Source organism: Micromonospora sp. bgisy143, from assembly GCF_057708145.1.
Genome location: NZ_JBYIRN010000020.1, coordinates 96,377 through 113,204, shown reverse-complemented (window position 1 = coordinate 113,204; position 16,828 = coordinate 96,377). Strand labels below are relative to the sequence as shown.

Annotated in this window: 15 protein-coding genes and 1 pseudogene; 8 read left to right on the top strand and 8 right to left on the bottom strand. The window is 72.0% G+C overall.

From position 1 onward, the window contains the following. Positions 1-76: 76 nt before the first annotated feature. Positions 77-1,312, top strand: a complete 1,236-nt coding sequence (locus AC3EN4_RS22360) for a low temperature requirement protein A (protein WP_435207663.1) — start codon at positions 77-79, stop codon at positions 1,310-1,312. A gap of 95 nt (positions 1,313-1,407) precedes the next feature. Here the strand turns inward: AC3EN4_RS22360 and AC3EN4_RS22355 are convergent, their stop codons facing one another. The 7 genes and pseudogenes from AC3EN4_RS22355 to AC3EN4_RS22325 form a co-directional block, all read right to left on the bottom strand. Continuing rightward, positions 1,408-1,971: a hypothetical protein gene (locus AC3EN4_RS22355; RefSeq protein ID WP_435207662.1), complete on the bottom strand. Its 564-nt coding sequence runs from the start codon at positions 1,969-1,971 to the stop codon at positions 1,408-1,410. 109 nt (positions 1,972-2,080) lie between these two features. Then, positions 2,081-2,923: an oxygenase MpaB family protein gene (locus tag AC3EN4_RS22350; RefSeq protein WP_435207661.1), complete on the bottom strand. Its 843-nt coding sequence runs from the start codon at positions 2,921-2,923 to the stop codon at positions 2,081-2,083. Next, a complete protein-coding gene (locus tag AC3EN4_RS22345) occupies positions 2,920-4,137 on the bottom strand; it encodes an MAB_1171c family putative transporter (protein ID WP_435207660.1) in 1,218 nt (405 codons plus the stop codon). Before AC3EN4_RS22345 ends, AC3EN4_RS22350 begins: the two co-directional genes overlap by 4 nt. Before the next feature lie 7 nt (positions 4,138-4,144). Continuing rightward, entirely contained in the window at positions 4,145-4,723 is a 579-nt protein-coding gene (locus tag AC3EN4_RS22340) for a hypothetical protein (protein WP_435207659.1), read from the bottom strand. Positions 4,724-4,748: 25 nt separating this feature from the next. Further along, positions 4,749-5,236 (bottom strand): annotated as a pseudogene (locus AC3EN4_RS22335) (hypothetical protein); the annotation flags it as partial. Between the two features lie 257 nt (positions 5,237-5,493). Beyond that, complete coding sequence (locus AC3EN4_RS22330; protein WP_435207658.1) at positions 5,494-6,543, bottom strand: SMP-30/gluconolactonase/LRE family protein; 1,050 nt, start codon at positions 6,541-6,543, stop codon at positions 5,494-5,496. A gap of 90 nt (positions 6,544-6,633) precedes the next feature. Further along, complete coding sequence (locus AC3EN4_RS22325; RefSeq protein ID WP_435207657.1) at positions 6,634-8,115, bottom strand: family 43 glycosylhydrolase; 1,482 nt, start codon at positions 8,113-8,115, stop codon at positions 6,634-6,636. A 326-nt stretch (positions 8,116-8,441) separates the two neighbouring features. On the opposite strand from AC3EN4_RS22325, the gene AC3EN4_RS22320 reads away from it, so the two are divergent. Together AC3EN4_RS22320 and AC3EN4_RS22315 are read left to right on the top strand one after the other, a co-directional pair. Further along, a complete protein-coding gene (locus AC3EN4_RS22320; protein ID WP_435207656.1) occupies positions 8,442-9,158 on the top strand; it encodes an alpha/beta fold hydrolase in 717 nt (238 codons plus the stop codon). Between the two features lie 57 nt (positions 9,159-9,215). Beyond that, complete coding sequence (locus AC3EN4_RS22315) at positions 9,216-9,674, top strand: GNAT family N-acetyltransferase (protein ID WP_435207655.1); 459 nt, start codon at positions 9,216-9,218, stop codon at positions 9,672-9,674. Here AC3EN4_RS22315 and pdxR read toward each other — a convergent pair whose 3' ends face one another. Beyond that, positions 9,675-11,075, bottom strand: coding sequence for a MocR-like pyridoxine biosynthesis transcription factor PdxR (pdxR, locus tag AC3EN4_RS22310; RefSeq protein WP_435207654.1), 1,401 nt, complete (start codon positions 11,073-11,075; stop codon positions 9,675-9,677). A 515-nt stretch (positions 11,076-11,590) separates the two neighbouring features. Here pdxR and AC3EN4_RS22305 point away from each other — a divergent pair. The 5 genes from AC3EN4_RS22305 to AC3EN4_RS22285 are packed head-to-tail and all read left to right on the top strand — an operon-like array spanning position 11,591 to position 16,815. Beyond that, entirely contained in the window at positions 11,591-12,898 is a 1,308-nt protein-coding gene (locus tag AC3EN4_RS22305) for an anthranilate synthase component I family protein (protein ID WP_435207653.1), read from the top strand. Continuing rightward, positions 12,895-13,587 carry an anthranilate synthase component II gene (locus AC3EN4_RS22300; RefSeq protein ID WP_435207652.1) on the top strand — a complete coding sequence of 231 codons (693 nt, stop codon included), beginning with the start codon at positions 12,895-12,897 and terminating at the stop codon, positions 13,585-13,587. The genes AC3EN4_RS22305 and AC3EN4_RS22300 overlap by 4 nt, the downstream gene beginning before the upstream one ends. Then, on the top strand, positions 13,584-14,372 hold the full coding sequence (locus AC3EN4_RS22295) for a B3/B4 domain-containing protein (RefSeq protein WP_435207651.1): 789 nt from the start codon (positions 13,584-13,586) through the stop codon (positions 14,370-14,372). Before AC3EN4_RS22300 ends, AC3EN4_RS22295 begins: the two co-directional genes overlap by 4 nt. After that, a complete protein-coding gene (locus AC3EN4_RS22290; RefSeq protein ID WP_435207650.1) occupies positions 14,369-15,595 on the top strand; it encodes an ATP-grasp domain-containing protein in 1,227 nt (408 codons plus the stop codon). The genes AC3EN4_RS22295 and AC3EN4_RS22290 overlap by 4 nt, the downstream gene beginning before the upstream one ends. Beyond that, a complete protein-coding gene (locus AC3EN4_RS22285) occupies positions 15,595-16,815 on the top strand; it encodes an MFS transporter (RefSeq protein ID WP_435207649.1) in 1,221 nt (406 codons plus the stop codon). Before AC3EN4_RS22290 ends, AC3EN4_RS22285 begins: the two co-directional genes overlap by 1 nt. Positions 16,816-16,828: the final 13 nt, after the last annotated feature.

The window sequence follows — 16,828 nt, the reverse complement described above, 5'->3', positions numbered from 1 at the left end:
ACCCTGTCGCGTGCCCCGGGACACATCCCCTCGACGGACCGCTCGTTGGTGCGACGAGGGCGGACGGAGGGGGACGATGTCGGCGAGGCACGGTGCGGACCTCCTGCGTCCTCCGGACAGCGCGGGCCGCGCCACGTTCCTGGAGCTCTTCTTCGACCTGGCCTTCGTGGTGGCGCTCACCCGGGTCTCGCAGCGTTTCGTCGAGCTCAACGGCGACACCGGCTGGGCGCTCGTCAGCGGGCTCGGCGGTACTCTGCTGCTCTTCCTGGCGCTCTGGCTGATCTGGTCGCACACCACCTGGATCACCAGCCGGTACGAGCCGGAGCGATCGGTCATCCAGGCCGTCGTGGTGGCCACGATGTTCGCCGGGCTGGTCATGGCGGTGACGCTGCCCAGGGCGACCCAGGAGCGGGCGCTGCCGTTCGTGGTCGCGTACCTGCTGGTGATGGTGGTCCGGCCGCTGGTGATCGCGCTCGCGCTGCGTGGCCATCCGAGACGGCTGGTCGCGTTCCGGCTCTCCGCGTGGGCTGCGCTGAGCGCGCCGATCTGGCTGGTCGGCGCGCTCGGCCCGGAGCGACTGCGCCTGCCGCTGTGGGCCGTCGCCGTCGGGGTCGACTACCTCGCGTGGTTCCTGGGGTGGCCGCTGCCGCGACTCGGGGCCGCGGCGGTGGCGCGCTGGCGGATCGCGGGTACCCACCTCGCGGACCGCTACCAGCAGATGTTCCTCATCGCGCTCGGCGAGTCGATCCTGGTGATCGGGGTGGTGTTCAGTGGCCGGGACTACTCCGGTGGGCGGGCGGCCGCCTTCACGATCGCGTTCGTCACCAGCGCCCTGCTCTGGCGGATCTACTTCCACCGCGCCGGTCTGCTGTTGGGCGAGGCGCTGGGCCGGGCCGCGCAGCCCGCCCGACTCGGTACGGCGTCGGAGCGGACGCACCTGCTCATCGTGCTCAGCGTCCTGCTCGCGTCGGTCGGCTACGAACTGGTGATCGACGACCCGTTCGGGGCTCCCCGACCGACGTGGCTGCTGTTCGTGGTGGGTGGTCCGGCGCTCTTCCTCGTCGCGCGGCTGCGCCTCGAGTACGAGGTGTTCGGGCGGATCTCCCGCTCGCGGCTGCTCGGGTTGGTGGTCCTGCTGCTGGTCACGCCGGCGTTGACCCGGTGGCCGCCGATGGTCGGTCTGTGTGCGGTGGCCGGGACGCTGGCCGTGGTCGCGGTCCTCGACGCGCTGGACGGTCGGCGGTACGCGCCGCAGGCCCCCAGCCCGTCGGTCGGGCGGGAGACGCCCGACGGACGCGACTTCGAGGCGTGACGGTGGACCCTGCGGCCGTCGCCCGTACCGCGAAGCTGACCGAGGGGTGAGCGACGCCGGGGCGGGCGGTCGGGTCGACCGCCCGCCCGGTGTCCTCAGCTCAGGGTGAAGGTCACGTCGTCGACGTCGAAGGCCGTGACGCCGTTGCCGGCCGTCTCGCTGCTCAGGAAGCTGGCCGTCGCGGTGCGCTCGACCGCCGCCGTTCCGCTCGACATGCTGTACTGCCGCCACTGCGCCCCGCCGTCGAAGGCCAGCGAGAACCTCGTCTTCGGCGGGATGCCGGTGACCGCCAGCCCGACGTTCAGGTAGTCGCCCCGGGTGGTTTCGGTGGTGGTGGTACGGACCCAGAAGCGAACCGTCAGGTCGCAGTTGGCCGGCACGGTGACGGTGGTGCGCAGCAGGTCGCTACGCGTCACGTCCAACCCGGCGAAGGTGGCGTACGCGCGACCGGTGTGTGCGGGCCGGGTCTCGTCGCCGAGCACGACCATGCGGGGGCCGGCGGTCCAGCCGCTGGCGCCGCGCTCGAACGACGGGTTCGGGTGAACCTGCCCGGCGCACGGCGCGGCGGGTGCCGGTGCTGCGTCGGATGCGGCCCGTGCGGCGGATGCGCCCGTGGTCAGGAGCAGCAGGGCTGCGGCGGTGGTGGCGAGTGCCTTCATCGGTCCTCCTCAGATCATCGAAGGTTGCCGATATCTGACCTTGCGTGACGAGGGCCGCCACGTCAAGCCGTTCCCGACTCCGGCGGCCGCTGCGTCAGTCAGCCGCCGATCAGTGCGGACCGAGCTGACTGATCTCGTACCCCTGGGGGTAGGTCCGGGCCCGGATGCCGTCGGCGAACAGCGGCGTGGTCCGCGGCGCGCCGAACCACCGCTGCCATCGCGCGCGGGTCCGCAACGCGATGCGCAGGCCGGCCCGGATCGGCCAGGGCGGCGCGTCGACCCGGGTCGCGCGCCGCAGCGGTTCGTCATACATCGCGCTGACCAGCGCGTTTCCCAGCGGCGCGAGGACGCGGGGGAGACGGGCGAGCAGCAACATGCGGGTGGCCCGCTCGATGGCCGCGGCGTCGTCGTTGGGCAGCAGGTGGGCGGCGTCGTGGGCGTCGAACCAGGTTTCGAACTCCTCGAACGACCCGGGGATGTCGGTGATGCCCATCCGCCGACCGAGCTCCCGGTAGAACAGGTAGGTGGCCTGCCGCTCGTGACAGCAGGGCGGACGCCAACCGTGCTCGCGCAGCCAGCGGATCGGGATCACCACGAGGCAGCCCAGGACGTAGCGGAAGTCGTCGTTGTCGATGTCGTACGGGCGGTGGATCTGGTTGACCCGGCGTAGCGCGTCACGGCCCCGGGGCTGGTCGAAGCCGTTGAGGACCATCTCGTACATCAGCAGGCCGGTGTCGTCGATGCGCTTCTGGGTGCGCTCGGTCAGCTCACCGGTGGTGGTGTGTACGGCGGCGATCGCCGGCACCGAGAAGGACCTGTTGAACGCGAGGTTGAGGCCCAGCTTCATGTCCCACGGGAACTCGTAGCGCAGCATCGTCTGGTAGATGTCCAGGTAGTCGCGCTGCGGGTCCAGCGTGCGGATCCGCTTGAGGTTGTTGTAGCGGCCCCTCATCGGCGCGGGTCTCCTGCCGTCGGTTGCGGGGTGGCGGCGGCGAGCGTCCGGGCCACCACGGCTGATCGGGCGTAGGCGTCGGTGACGAGCGTCAGCCACGCCACCTCGCCGGCGTAGCCCCCGTCCGGTCGGTGCAGCTCGTCGGCGGGCTGCGGTGCCGCGGCCACCAGCCCGGCCCGATGCCGCCGCAGCGCGCAGGCCAGGTGCGCCGCCTCGATTGCCGCCTGCCGTTCGGTGGCGCCGAGACCGGCCCCTGCGGCGAACCGCTCGGCCAGCGCCGTCACCCCCGTGTCGGTGTACGGGCGCAGCGCCAGCCGGCCGTCGCGGATCTCGGCAACCCGGCGGGTGAGCGCGTAGTCGGTGTCGCGCAGGGCCGCGAACCGGCGGCGCAGGGCGGGATCGAGTTCCAGCTCGGGAAGGGCCGCGACGAGGTCCCGCCAGAGCGGTTCGAGTCGACGGTAGGAGCGGAAGTCCGCCCACCGCTGACCGATCTTGAGAGTGGGACCCCACGCCGGCATGGTGAGGCCGATCGTGATGAGCAACGCGCCGATGGTCACCAGCACCGCGGCGATCTGCCGCTCGCCGGTCGGCCGGTAGCCGGCCCAGTACGCCACCAGGTAGACGATCTTGTTGGTGCTGTAGAGCAGCGCGAAGGTGGCGCCCACGGCGGTGATGCGCAGGCCGCGGCGCAGCCAGGGGCGTCCGCAGATCTTCGCGAAGCCCCAGCACAGTCGGGTGATGTCGACGCAGTAGGCGAAGAACCCGAGCAGCAGGAAGATCAGCAGGTAGGCGGTGACGACGGGGTCGGTCGCGTACTCGACGGTCAGGCGCACCGGCTCGTCGTACGTGAGGGTGACGGCGAACAGGCCGAGCATGACGAGGAACGCGCACGCGGTCACCCAGACCCAGCGGCGGGCACGGACGGCGGCCGTCGCCGGGGGCAGCGCGAAGTGCAGCAGCATGATCTCGGCGTTGGCCGAGATGCTCAGGGCGCCGGCGTGCGCCATGATCTTGGCGAGGTTGGGCAGGCCCGACACCTCGTCGATCGCGACGGCGACGGGCGGGATGGCGACCGTGATCCCGGCCGCGAACGCCCCGAGGCCCGCGCAGATCGCGCGGCGGGCCCGACTGGGATGCCGGCGTTGCAACCGCACCATGTAGGCGAACGCGACCCAACCGGAGGCCGCGCACACGGCGTAGAGGACGGTGTCCATCGCTGTGCTACCAGTGCGGGTGTTCGAGCGAGTGCCGCAGCCGGCCGTACAGCTCGGCGTCCGGCCCGTCGACCGGGGCGTCGTCCGCCTCGCCGCGCCCGCTGCGGACCCGCCGCAGCAGCAGCGAGCCGATCATCTCGGCCTCGCGCTCCTCGGCCGCGGCGTAGTTGCTGCGGCCGAGGCTGCGCCGCACGAGTTGCGGGTCGAGGTCGGGCAGCAGCAGCCGGGACGCGTCCGCGTCCAGCACCTCGGTCGCCTGGTGCCCGGCGAGCAGATGACCCAGTTCGTGACCGATGATCAGCAGTTGGTGCAGGGGTGAGGTGTCCTGCTCGTAGAAGATCGCGTCGAAGTCGTTCGTCGGCACGCACATGCCGCACACCGTCTGCGCCGGCAGTTTGATCGGCACCAGGTGGATGGGCCGGCCACGACGTTCGCCGAGGGCGTCGCACAGCGTCCGGATGTCGAAGGGCAGCGGTATCTCCAACTCGGCGACGATGCGCGCGCAGCGTCTGCGTAACCGGTGCGACGTCACGTCGGTGTTCTCCCACTCGTCGGTGTGCTCCCACCGCAGGATCTGCACGGCCATCGGCTACCGACGATCGTCGGAGACGGCCGTGTCGGTGCCCTCCGCCACGGCGCGTAGCCGGGCCACCATCTGTTCGACGAGGCGGGTGTCGGTCGCCGAGAGGCCGTTGTCGGCGAGCACCTGCCGCAGCGCCACCCGCTTGACGTCCATCCGGCGCAGCTCGCTGAGCAACGTGATCTGGTCCTGGATCCGTCGGGCCGCCGCGTCGTCCACGAAGTAGCCCGAGTTGACCCCGAAGGCGGTGGCCAGGGCGCGTACGTGCGAGGTACGCGGGTCGCTCGCCACGCCTCGGCGCAGCTCACCGATGTAGGCGGCGCTGATCGTCACGCCCGTCTCGGCCGCCGCTTCGTTGATCTTGTCGGCGATCTCCCGGTTGGTGTACCGCCGCCCCGGCTCGTCGGAGTCGCCGAGTTCGTCGGGTGTCGGGCGGATCTTGTCGAACAGGTACTCCAGCCGTGCTGCCAACGTGTCGAGGGGCGGCAACTCCCGCTCCGCGCGCCGAACGTCCACCATGCTCTTCACCCTCCGGCGACCTGAACGACAGTGTCGCAGATGCGCCCCCGGACGAAACACCCGTTGACACGCGCACGGAACGTGAGCGTAAGCTCGCACCTGTTTGGAGCAACGCACGTTGAGTGGGAACCCGATACGCTCAACGCGTGTTGCGCGGCGGGCCGTACCTGGCCTGTCCGGCCGAACCTGGGGGGGCGAGCGGGGAGGAATCCGCTCCGCGAGGAGCACAACGGGGGATTCCTCCCACGGCCGGTCCGTCAGTACGGGTACCCCGGGACGTTCAGCCGCACGCTGTAGAGACCGGAGTCGTTGCGTGGACCCGAGGTGATGAAGAGGGTCTGCCGGTCGGACCCGCCGAAGGCCACGTTCGTCGTGCCGGTGAAGCCGGACCGGATCGTGCCCAACTGGACGCCCGCGGGCGAGTAGACGTGGACGAGGGAGTCCCCGCCGGAGGTCCAGTACACGTTCCCCGCGCAGTCGATCGTGCCGCCGTCCGGGCCGCCGATGTAGTTCACGAACACGCTGCGCGCGCCGGTGCTGCCATCGGGCTGGACGGCGTACTTGTAGATCTTGTTCTCGGAGTAGGCGCCCACGTACAGGGTGCTCCCGTCCGGCGACAGCGAGATGCCGTTGGGCTGACGCAGTTGGTCGTCCACCAGCGACACCTGACCGTTGACCACGCGGAAGACGCTGGTGCGTCCGTTCATCTGGTCCGGGCGGTTGCCGCGCTGGAAGTTGGGGTCGGTGAAGTAGACGACGCCGTCCGAGCGGACCGCGACGTCGTTCGGCGAGTTGAACGCCCGACCCTGGTAGTTCGCCGCGACGGTGCTGCGGGCCCGGTCGCTCAGCCGGTACGCGGACACGTTGCGCTGGTCGTGGGTGGCCGCCACGAGTTGCTGGCCGTCCGCACTCAGCGCGATGCCGTTGCTGCCCGCGTTGGGGATGAACGTGTCGAAGGTCGACGGCGGTGTGAACCTGCGGATCGTGGACGGCTGCACGTTGTACGGCCCGGTGCCCGCGGCCATGTCGGAGAAGAGCAGGTAGCCGCCGTCGGCGACCCAGACGGGCCCTTCGAGGAACGAGAACCCGCCCTGGATGCGGGGCGCCGTCACCGAGTTGGACGGCAGGGGCGAGCCGTAGCCGGCCCCCGTCGGGCAGGCGCCGGGCGGCGTGCCGGGCGGGCCGGCGAGCCTGGCGTACGCGCCTGCCGGGGCGGTCGCCGATCCTCGGGCGGCGGCGGGAACGGGGGCCGCGCTGACCGCGAGGCAGAGTCCGGCCAGGATGGCGATGGTGGGACGCCGGTTCATCGGGTGCTCCAATCGGCGTCGACGGGTCCCGGGGACCGGCCGACGGTGTCGCAGGGCGCGTGCGGGCGCGATACGGCCCGCCCGCCGGGGCTATTCCAGGTGGAAGGTGGCGGAGCCGCGCTCGGCGCTCGTACTGACCGCCTCCAGGTAGAGCAGGCCGTCGCGGTGGCGCACGAAGCGGCCCGGGTAGTTCTGTGACTCCAACGAGATCCCGGCGCTGTCGGCCAGGCCGGATCGGCGTTGGAAGCTCGCGTCACCGGCGAAGATCGACGATGAGTCGTTGGGCGCGATGGACAGCGCGAAACCGTAGTGGCGCAGGTAGTAGCCCGGGAAGTTGGTCGACTCCAACGACACGCTGCCGCCGCCGGCCAGACCGTTGACGATGCGGAACTGGGAGTCGGCCAGGTTTGTCACGTTCGGCTCGACCCGCGCCCGGTAGTCGTAGTGCCGGACGTAGCTGGTCGTGAGGTCGTGCGAGCGCAGCCGGACCGGGGTGACACCGTCGGGCACCGGGATGCCGAAGTTCGGGGTGCCGTCGGCGTTCCAGTAGACCTTCTGGAGCCGGGTCCGCCGGTTGGGATCGTTGAGGGGGTCGCCGCTGATGTCCCGGTAGTTCCGGTCGTGATAGACCAGGATGTCGCTCTGTCCGTCCTCGGAGACGGTGAACGAGTTGTGGCCCGGGCCGTACTGGCCGGTGGCCGCGCTGGTGGCGAAGACCGGGTTGGGGCTCTTGCTCCAGGAGGCCGCGTCGAGCAGGTTCGCGGTGGCGGAGGCGCTGAGCATCCCGAGGCAGTAGTTGGCATCGGTGGCGCTGGCCGAGTAGGTCAGGAAGAGGCGTCCGTTGCGCTGGATGACCGCCGGTCCCTCGGCGACCCGGTAGCCGCGGGTCTCCCAGGCGTACGTCGGCACGACGAGCCGGGTCACGGTGCCGGTGATCTGCCACGGGTTGGCGCCCATCCGGGCGAGGTAGACGTTCGAGTTGGTGGAGATGCCCGGCTCCTGCTGCGCCCAGGTCAGGTAGCGCACCCCGTTGGCCACGAAGGTCGAGGCGTCCAGGCTGAAGGTGTCCCAGGGCGTCGTGATCCGGCCGCGTTCGGTCCACCCTCCGGTGAGCGGATTCGCGTTGGCGTTCTCCAGCACGTACATCCGGATGCGCCACACGTCATCGGTCCGCCCGGCGGCGAAGTAGACGTACCAGCGGTTGTTGATGAAGTGGATCTCCGGGGCCCAGATGTGGGCGCCCATCTCGCCGCTGGTGTGCCGGCTCCAGATCGTGGTCTCCGGTGCCGTCGCCAGCCCCGACAGGGTGGTCGCGCGGCGCAGGACGATCCGGTCGTACTGCGGCACGGTCGCGGTCAGGTAGTAGTAGCCGTCGGTGTGCCGGAAGATGTGCGGGTCGGCCCGCTGGTTGACCAACGGGTTGGTGTAGGTCACGGCGGGCGCGGCCTGCGCGGGCCCGGCCACCGGCAGCCCGGCCGACACGGCGAGCGCCATCAGCATCGCGGCCAGCACCGACCGTCGACGGCGGGGGGCGCCCGAAGCGGCGGTTCCCCGGTCAAGTGGCAGCGGCATCTGTCCTCCGTGAGCTGTGTGGGTACCGCGTGTGTCGACGCTGCCCCCGGCGGTCGATCTGGGACACCGGCGAGGGCGCGAACGCCCGTGGACAGGAATGTGTGACGGGAGTGTTGCGCCCAGGTAACGGCCTCAGTGTTGGCGCTAACATCGACGAGTGTCAAGGTCTTCCGGTAGTTCCCGGGCGGGTCGCGCGGCGCGGGACCGCGTGCGGGTGGCGGTGGGGCGGTCGGTCGGAACGGAGGTTTCACCGTCGCCTGGCGGGTACTCAGGCGCACCGGCACGGCCGGTCGAGGACCAGCGTCACGAGCGAGGGAGCGCCTGTCATGCCCGATGCGGACCCCACCGTCGTTCTGGTGCACGGCGCGTTCGCCGAGTCGTCGAGCTGGAACGCCGTGATCGAGCGGCTGGGCAACGCTTACAACGTCGTGGCCGCCGCCAACCCGCTGCGGGGCGTCGCGAACGACGCCGCGTACGTGCGGGACGTCGTCCGGGGAATCGGCGGGCCGGTCGTGCTCGTCGGCCACTCCTACGGCGGCATGGTGATCACGCAGGCCGCCGCGGGCGACACGTCGGTACGCGCCCTTGTCTACGTCAACGCGCTGTGCCCGGACACGGGTGAGTCCGCGATGTCGCTGAACGCGAAGTTCCCCGGCAGCACGCTCGCGGACACGCTCGTGCAGTACCCGCTGTCGGCCGGGGGCAACGACGTGGCGATCGGTCAGGACGCCTACCACGCCCAGTTCTGCGCCGACGTGTCGGACGATCTCGCCTCGCTGATGGCCCGCACCCAACGGCCGATCACCGAGCAGGCCCTGAGTGACGGGCTCACCGGAGAACCCGCCTGGCGGTCCCTGCCGAGCTGGTTCGTGTTCGGTGACGCCGACAAGAACATTCCGGTCGCCGTACACCGCTTCATGGCCGAGCGGGCCGCACCGCGCGGCCAACGCGAGGTGGCCGGCGGTTCGCACGCGATGGCGGCGGCCCCGCAGGCCGCGAGCGAGGTCGCCGAGACGATCATCGAGGCGGTCCGGGCCACCTGACCACGTGCGCCGGCAGCGCGACGCGAGCGCCGGATCGCGCCGCGTAGCCTTGCGCTCGTGGGGGACTGGGCGCTTCGGCCGGCGTCGACGGCGGACGTCGAGGCGGTGGCCGAGTTGCGGTCCGTGGTGCTGCGGCCGGATCTGGAACGGCTCGGACGGTACGACGAGCAGCGGGTCCGGCAGCGACTGCGGGACGGGTTCTCGCCGGCGCACACCTGGCTGATCGAGGTGGGCGGCGCGTTCGCCGGGTGCGTGTCCCTGCGGCCGGGCGAGGATGCCCACTGGCTGGAGCATTTCTATCTGGCGCCAGAGGTGCAGGGCGGTGGCATCGGCGCGGCCGTGCTGCGCTCGCTGCTCGACCGGTGCGACCGCGACGGCTTCCGGGTCCGGTTGAACGTGCTGAGCGGCAGTCCGGCCCGGCGACTGTACGAGCGGCACGGGTTCACCCTCGAGAGTGAGGACGCGGTCGACGTGTTCATGGTGCGCGAGCCGACGCCGGCCGCGCCGGCCGACTGATCAACCCCGGCCGGCCGACTCCCGGTACGCCGCGGCTATCCCGGCCAGGCCGCGCCCCAACTCCGGGCCGCGTACCCCGGCGTACCCGAGGACCAGCGCCGGCGGACGGTTGTCCGGCCGCAGGGCGTAGAAGCGGCCACCGCGCACCAGCACCGAGCGGCGCCGGGCCGCGCGGACCAGGGCCTCCTCCGGGTGTCGGGCCGGCAGCAGCAGGTACGCCTGGAGCCCGCCGTCTCCACCGACGAGGGTGACGTCGGGCAGGTGCCCGGCGACGAAGTCCCGGACCGCCTGGCGACGCTTCTGCACGTCCGCGCCGAGGCGGCGCAGGTGCCGGTCGAAGGCGCCGGTGTCGATCAGCCGCGCGAAGGCGAGCTGTTCCAGGCCGGAGCAGCCGATGTCCCAGCTGGCCCGGACGCGCTCGACCGGGGCGGTCAGGTCGGCGGGGGTGGCCAGCCAGCCGAGGCGCAGCGCCGGGGTGAGCACCTTGCTGGCGCTGCCGGCGTAGACCACCCGGTCGGGCGCGAGGCTCTGCACCGCGGGCATCCGCTGCGCCGGGGCGACCAGGGCGGCGTCGAAGTCGTCCTCGACGACGTAGCCGTCGACCTCCTGCGCCCAGGCCACGAGCTGGGCCCGGCGTCGTCCGGTGAGCGTGACCCCGGTGGGGAACTGGCTGGCCGGGGTGACCAGCACGGCACGGGCGCCGCTCGCGGCGAGCGCGTCCACCCGGATGCCGTCGGAGTCCACCGGAATGCCCACCGGCCGCAGCCCGGCCTCGGCGATGAACCTCCACTCGCCCGGGTGTCCCGGGTCCTCCACCGCGAGCGTGTCGTGGCCCCGGTCGCGCAGCACCCGGCAGAGCAGCGCGAGCCCCTGCGCGAAGCCGGACGTGACCATGACGTGTTCGGGTCGGGTCCGCACCCCGCGTACCCGGCCCAGGTAGCCGGCGAGGGTGTGCCGCACGACTGGCAGGCCGGACGGTGGGGCGTAGTCCAGCTCGCGACGGCCGGCCGAGGTGACCACCGCGCTGACCGCCCGGATCCAGTCCTGCCGGGGGAACGCCGAGTCGTGCGGGCTGCCGGTGCGCAGGTCACAGACCGTCGGGGCGGGTGTGTGGTCGTCCGGGGTGAGCGCCGAGCCGACGTCCGCCCGGGCCGAGGCCGCCACGGAGGTGCCCGAGCCGTGGTGGGAGACGAGGTACCCCTCGGCGCAGAGCTGTTCGTACGCCTCGACGACCACACTGCGGGACACGCCGAGATCGGCGGCGAGTTGCCGGCTCGACGGCACCCGGGTGCCGGGGCGTAACGCCCCCTCCTCGATCTGCGTCCGGAATGCGTTACGGAGCTGCACCGCCAGCGTTCCCCGGGATTGCACATCTATTGACAAGCTTAGATTTATTGGCAAGTGGTCCGCTCCGAGATCGTCGAAGTGGTATGGACAGCGTGATCGGTGCCTGTGGAAAGTGTTGGGCGGGTGCGCAACCGCCCGGTGGCCGGCGAATCAGGGCGTACGTTCCGAGCGTGTCCAATGCGGACGACCCCGCCGCCGGTGCCGGGGTGGTCGTGCGAAGTCCTTTCGCCTGGGGGAAGGGCCCGACCTGCCGCGTTGTCGGTGGGGCCAGCGCCAACGGTGGCGTGGCAGCGGGCTGTTCAGAGGGGGTTCCGCAAGTGTCCCTATTGTCAACCGAGCGCGCCGCGTGGTCGAACCGGTCACATTCGTCGGCCGGTGCCCGTACACCATTTATGGGCTCAATTCCGGTGCAAGTGACATCTATCACACTGCCGTCGATCGATCCGTTGTCGCTCTACGCGGCACTTGCCGACAGTCTTTCCCAGCCCGGTCCGTATCTGTTCGAAAGCCTGGACGGTCCAGCTCAGGACCGGTATGCCGCAGCCGTCGGCTGGGGTCTTCTCGCCGAGGTGCGATTCATCGCCGACCGCCTCGAACTGAGCGCCGACGGTCCGCTGGGCGACGCCCTGGCCGCCGTGCTCACCGCCGTCCTGGGCGAGCCGGGCCGGCGCCGCGAGACGTCGCGGATCTGGCCGGTCGCCGGCCCGCCCGAGGTGTGGGCCGCCGTCCGGGCGATCCAGTGGGCGTTCGCCGTGCGCACGACCGTCCCCACCGACACCTTCGCCTTCGGTTTCCTCACCACCCTGGCGTACGAGGCCGCGCGGGACATGGACGAGCTCGGGACCGACCGGGCGGTCGACGACATCCCGCGCTGCACGCTCGCGCTGTTCCGGCACACCGTCTGGTGGGATCTGCGCGCCGGCACGGTGCGCCGGCTCCACGCCACCGGCCCGCACCTGCCGCCGGAGGACATCGCCCGGCTGCCCGAGCTGGCCGAGCGGCAGGCCGCCGACCTCGCACGCGTGCCGGCCGCCCCGCCGCCGGGTCTGATCCGGGACACCGTGGACGAGGAGACGTTCGCCGCCCGGGTGAAGCAGTGCCTGCGACACATCGAGGTCGGGGACAGCTACCAGATCCAGATCGGCCACCGGATCGACGTGGAGACGACGCTCACGCCGCTGGAGGTCTACCGGCGGCTGCGTCACCGCAACCCGTCGCCGTACATGTACCTGACGCCGTGGGCCGGCCGGACCGTCATCGGGGCGAGCCCGGAGCTGTTCCTGCGCGTCCGGGACGGCCGGCTCTCGATGCGCCCGATCGCCGGCACCGCGCCCCGCGCCGCCGACCCCGAGGCCGACCGACGTCGGGTCGCCGCGCTGGCGACGAGCGAGAAGGAGCGGGCCGAGCACGTCATGCTCGTCGACCTGTGCCGCAACGACATCGGCCGGGTCTGCGTGCCGGGGACGCTCAGCGTCGACAGCATGTTCGACGTCGAGCCGTTCGCGTACGTGCACCACCTGGTCTCGACCGTCTCGGGTCAGCTCGCCGACGACGCCGACGTGTGGGCGGCGATCTGCGCCACCTTTCCGGCCGGCACCATGACCGGCGCCCCGAAACTGCGGGCCATGGAGATCATCGACGGTCTGGAGGACGAGCCCCGGGGCGTCTACGCCGGCGCGGTCGGGCTGGTCGACGTCCGCGGGTACGCGGTGCTCGCGCTCTGCATCCGTACCGCCGTGCACGACGGCCGGCACTACCGGACCCAGGCGTCCGCCGGGGTGGTGGCCGACTCCGTCCCGGGCGACGAGTGGCGCGAGACGCTGGCCAAGATGAACCCCACCTACTGGGCCCTGACCGGTGGGGAGTTGCTGTCGTGAAGGTCCTGCTCGTCGACGCGTACGACAGCTTCACCCACATCATCGACCAGTACCTGCGCACCCTCGGCGCGCGGACCGTGGTGGTCCGTTCCCGCTCGGCGACAAGCGACCAGCTCGCGGCCCTGCGGCCCGACGCGGTGGTGCTCGGCCCCGGGCCCGGCCACCCCGCCGAGTCCGGACACGTGGAGCTGGTGCACGCCTTCGCCGGCCGGGTCCCGCTGCTCGGGGTCTGCCTCGGCCACCAGGCGATCGGCCTCGCCTACGGGGGGACGGTCGCGGTCGCCCGCCACCTGATGCACGGCAAGACCAGCGTGGTCACCCACGACGGCCGGGGCGTCTTCGAGGGCGTGCCCGCCCCGCTCACCGTCACCCGCTACCACTCGCTGATCGTCGCGGAGCCGGTGCCGCCGGCCCTGCGGGTCACCGCCCGGTCGTCCGACGACGGCTACGTGATGGGGGTACGACACGACACGCTCGCGGTGCAGGGGGTGCAGTTCCATCCGGAGAGCGTGCTCACCGAGGCCGGACTACGGCTCTTCGACAACTTCCTGCGTGACGCGTCGGCGACCGCGCAGCGGCCATCCGGATTGGCCTCACCGGATCACCCCGGATTGGCCACAACCGGTGGTCGTCCCGCTGCGTACGGTCGGGCGGACAATCGGACCCGAACCTCACGAGGATCACGATGACCCAGCTCAGCGACGGTGCGGCCACGCTCACCGTCCGCATCGACGACCGGGTGCTGACCGCGGTGCCGGACTACGTGCTCGGCGTGCTCGCCGTGGCGCAGGTCGAGGTCGTACCGGCGCCTCCCGCCGTGTCGGCGCTGCTGACCGCCGCCGAGGACGCGCTGCACGCCGCCGGCCTGGACAAGGCCGGCGTGGCCGATCTGCCGGGCATCGCGGCCTGGCGCGAGGCGTACCGGGCGGTGGGGGTGAACCCGAACCGCTTCCCCTGCGCCGCCGAGTCGATCAGCCGGCGGGTGGCCAAGGGTGACCGGCTGCCCCGGATCAACGCCCTGGTCGACCTCTGCAACGCCGTCTCGCTCGGCACGGCGCTGCCGGTCGCCTCGTGCGCGGTCGACGGCCTCACCGACCTCGTGGTGCGGCCGGCCGACGGCACCGAGACGTACCTGCCCCTGGGCGTGCCGGACGCGCCGGAGCGCCCGGAGCCGGGCGAGGTCGTCTACGCCGACGCCGCCGGGCGGGCCCACTCGCGGCGCTGGAACTGGCGGCAGGGTCACCTGGTCCGCACCGACCTGGGCCCGCACGCGCTGCTGCTCACCGTCGAGTCGGCCCACCCCGGCGGACGGGCGGAGGTGGTGGACGCGCTGGCCCGCCTCGGCGACGTCCTCGACCAGATGTCCGCCGGCCCACGGCAGGCGGCGGTGCTCGACCGCGACGCGACGAGCGCGGTGCTGCGTACCGCCGGACCGCTGAGCCCGGCGGGCAGCAACGGTCGGGGCCGGCCGTGACCGGCGCGATCCTGGTCATCTACCGCCCGGCGGCCGGGCGGTACGCCGCCCAGTTCCGCGCCGTGGTCGCCGCCGCGGCCGAGCGGGGCGTGGCGGCCGTCGCGCTGCTGCCGACCGGGCAGCCGTCCGCCGACACCGCCGGGCTGCCCTGCTACCACGCCGACCTCGACGACCGCGAGGCCGTCCGGGCGGTCGTCGCGACGATCGTCGCCGAGCACCCGGTGCGCCGCATCTTCCCGCTCTTCGAGGGTGACGTGCTGACCGCCGCGCACTGCCGGCGGGACCACGGCATCGACGGGCTCGACCCGGAGCAGGCGCTGACCTTCCGGGACAAGAACGTCATGCACCGCCGAGCCACCGAGCTGGGGGTGCCGGTGGCCCGCTCGTGCCGTCCGGAGACGGTCGGGGCGGTCGCCGAGTTCGCCGCCGAGGTGGGCTGGCCGGTGGTGGTCAAGCCGTACGCAGGCTGGGCCTGCGGCGACACCCACCGGGTGGACTCCGCCGAGGACCTGGCCCGGGCGTGGCCGCTGATCGCCGACGACCGGCACGACTACCGGGTGGAGGAGTACGTCCGGGGGGCCGAGTACCACGTCGACTCGCTGCTGCGCGCCGGTGAGGTGGTCTTCGAACAGCTCTCCCGCTACACGTACTCGGTCCTGGAGTTCCGCGACGAGCCCGGCGGGACGGTCTCCCGCAAGCACGACCTGACCGACGCCGAGCGGCGCATCCTGACCGCCAGCGCCACCGTGCTGCGCGGGTTCGGGATGCGCACCGGGGTGGCGCACGTCGAGTTCTTCCTCCGCGACGACGGCGAAGTGATCTTCGGCGAGGCGGCCGCCCGGGCCGGTGGCGGTTCCATCGTGCCCGCCATCGAGGCCGGACGGGGGATCAACCTGGCCGGGGAGTGGTGCCGGCTCGAACTGGACCCGGAGCACGTGCCGGCCGCCGGCCTCGGGCCGGAGATCGGCACCGAGTACCTCTGCTCCGACCGGTACGGGCGGATCACCGCGATCACCTCGGCGCAGGAGTTGCGGGCGCTCGACGCGGTGCGCGACGCGGACGTGTGGAAGAGCGTCGGTGACGTGCTCGCCGCGCCGACCGCCTCGAACGACGTGCTCGGCTGGTACGTCTGCGAGGGGCGGGACTTCGACGACGTCCGCGCCCGGTTCAAAGTCATCCGCGACTCCTTCGAGGTGCGCACCGAACCGGTGGGGGAGTCGTGATGTGGTTGAGCCGTTTCCGGGCGCTGCCCCGCCCGCTGCGGATGCTGGTCTACGCGTCCTTCATCAACCGGGCCGGCATGTTCGTCTTCCCGCTGCTCGCGGTCTACCTGGTGCAGAGCCGGCACCTGAGCACCGGCGAGGCGGGCGTGCTGATCTCCGTGGGCAGCACCGGCCTGCTCGCCGGCAGCCTGCTCAGCGGACCGGTCTGCGCCCGGGCCGGCCGCCGCGCGGCGCTGGTTTCGAGCCTGCTGCTCAACGCGGCCGGCTACCTGGGCCTGGCCGTGGTCGACGGTCCGACGTGGACGTACGCGGTGCTGCTCTTCGTCGCGCTGGTCGGGATGGGCATGTTCTCCCCGGCGGCGAACACGCTGATCGCCGACCTGACCGAGCCGGGCGAGCGGCCGTTCGCGTACACGGTCAGCTACCTCGCCAACAACCTCGGCATGGGCGTCGGCCCGCTGCTCGGCGGATTCGCGGCGGCCCTGTCGTACCAGCTGATGTTCGCCGGCAACATCCTGCTCGGCCTGCTCGCGGCGGCCACCATCTGGCTGTTCGTACCCGCGCAGACCCGCCGTGCCCCGACGGCCGCGCCGGTCGCCACCACCCGGTGGGCCGGCCTGCGCCGGGACGTCGACGTGGCGCTGCTGGTGCTGGTCTCGTTCTGCTACGTCGCACCGCTGATCGGCCTGGAGTACACGCTGCCCCTCGCGGTCACCACCGTGCTGTACTCGTCGGTGGCCGTGGTCGGCGCGGTCTACACCATCAACAGCGTCGTCGTGGTCAGCGCCAGCCTGCTGATCGAGAAGCGGATCAAGGCGTACTCCACCCGGGTCCTGCTGGTCGTGGCCGGCCTGCTCTGGTCGGCCGGCATGGCCGTCCTGGTGTTCGCCTTCTCCCTGCCCGCCGTCCTGCTCTCCACGGTGGTCTGGACCCTCGGGGAGATCATCGCCTCGGTGGTGGTGCCCACCTACATCGCCGACCACGTCGAGGAACGGCGGGTCAGCAGCTTCATGGCTCTGAACGCCTTCGTGCTCAGCTCCGCCCGGTTGGTCGTACCGATGGGTCTCGGCTTCGTGTGGCAGACCCAGGGGCACCGACCCGTCCTGCTCATCCTCCTGCTGACCCCGGTGGTCGGTGTGGTCGCGTTCGCGGCGCTGCGAATCCGACCGGCCGTCCGGCCCGTGCCGGCGCCCGCCGAACCGGCCACCGCGAGTCCCTGACACCCACCCACCC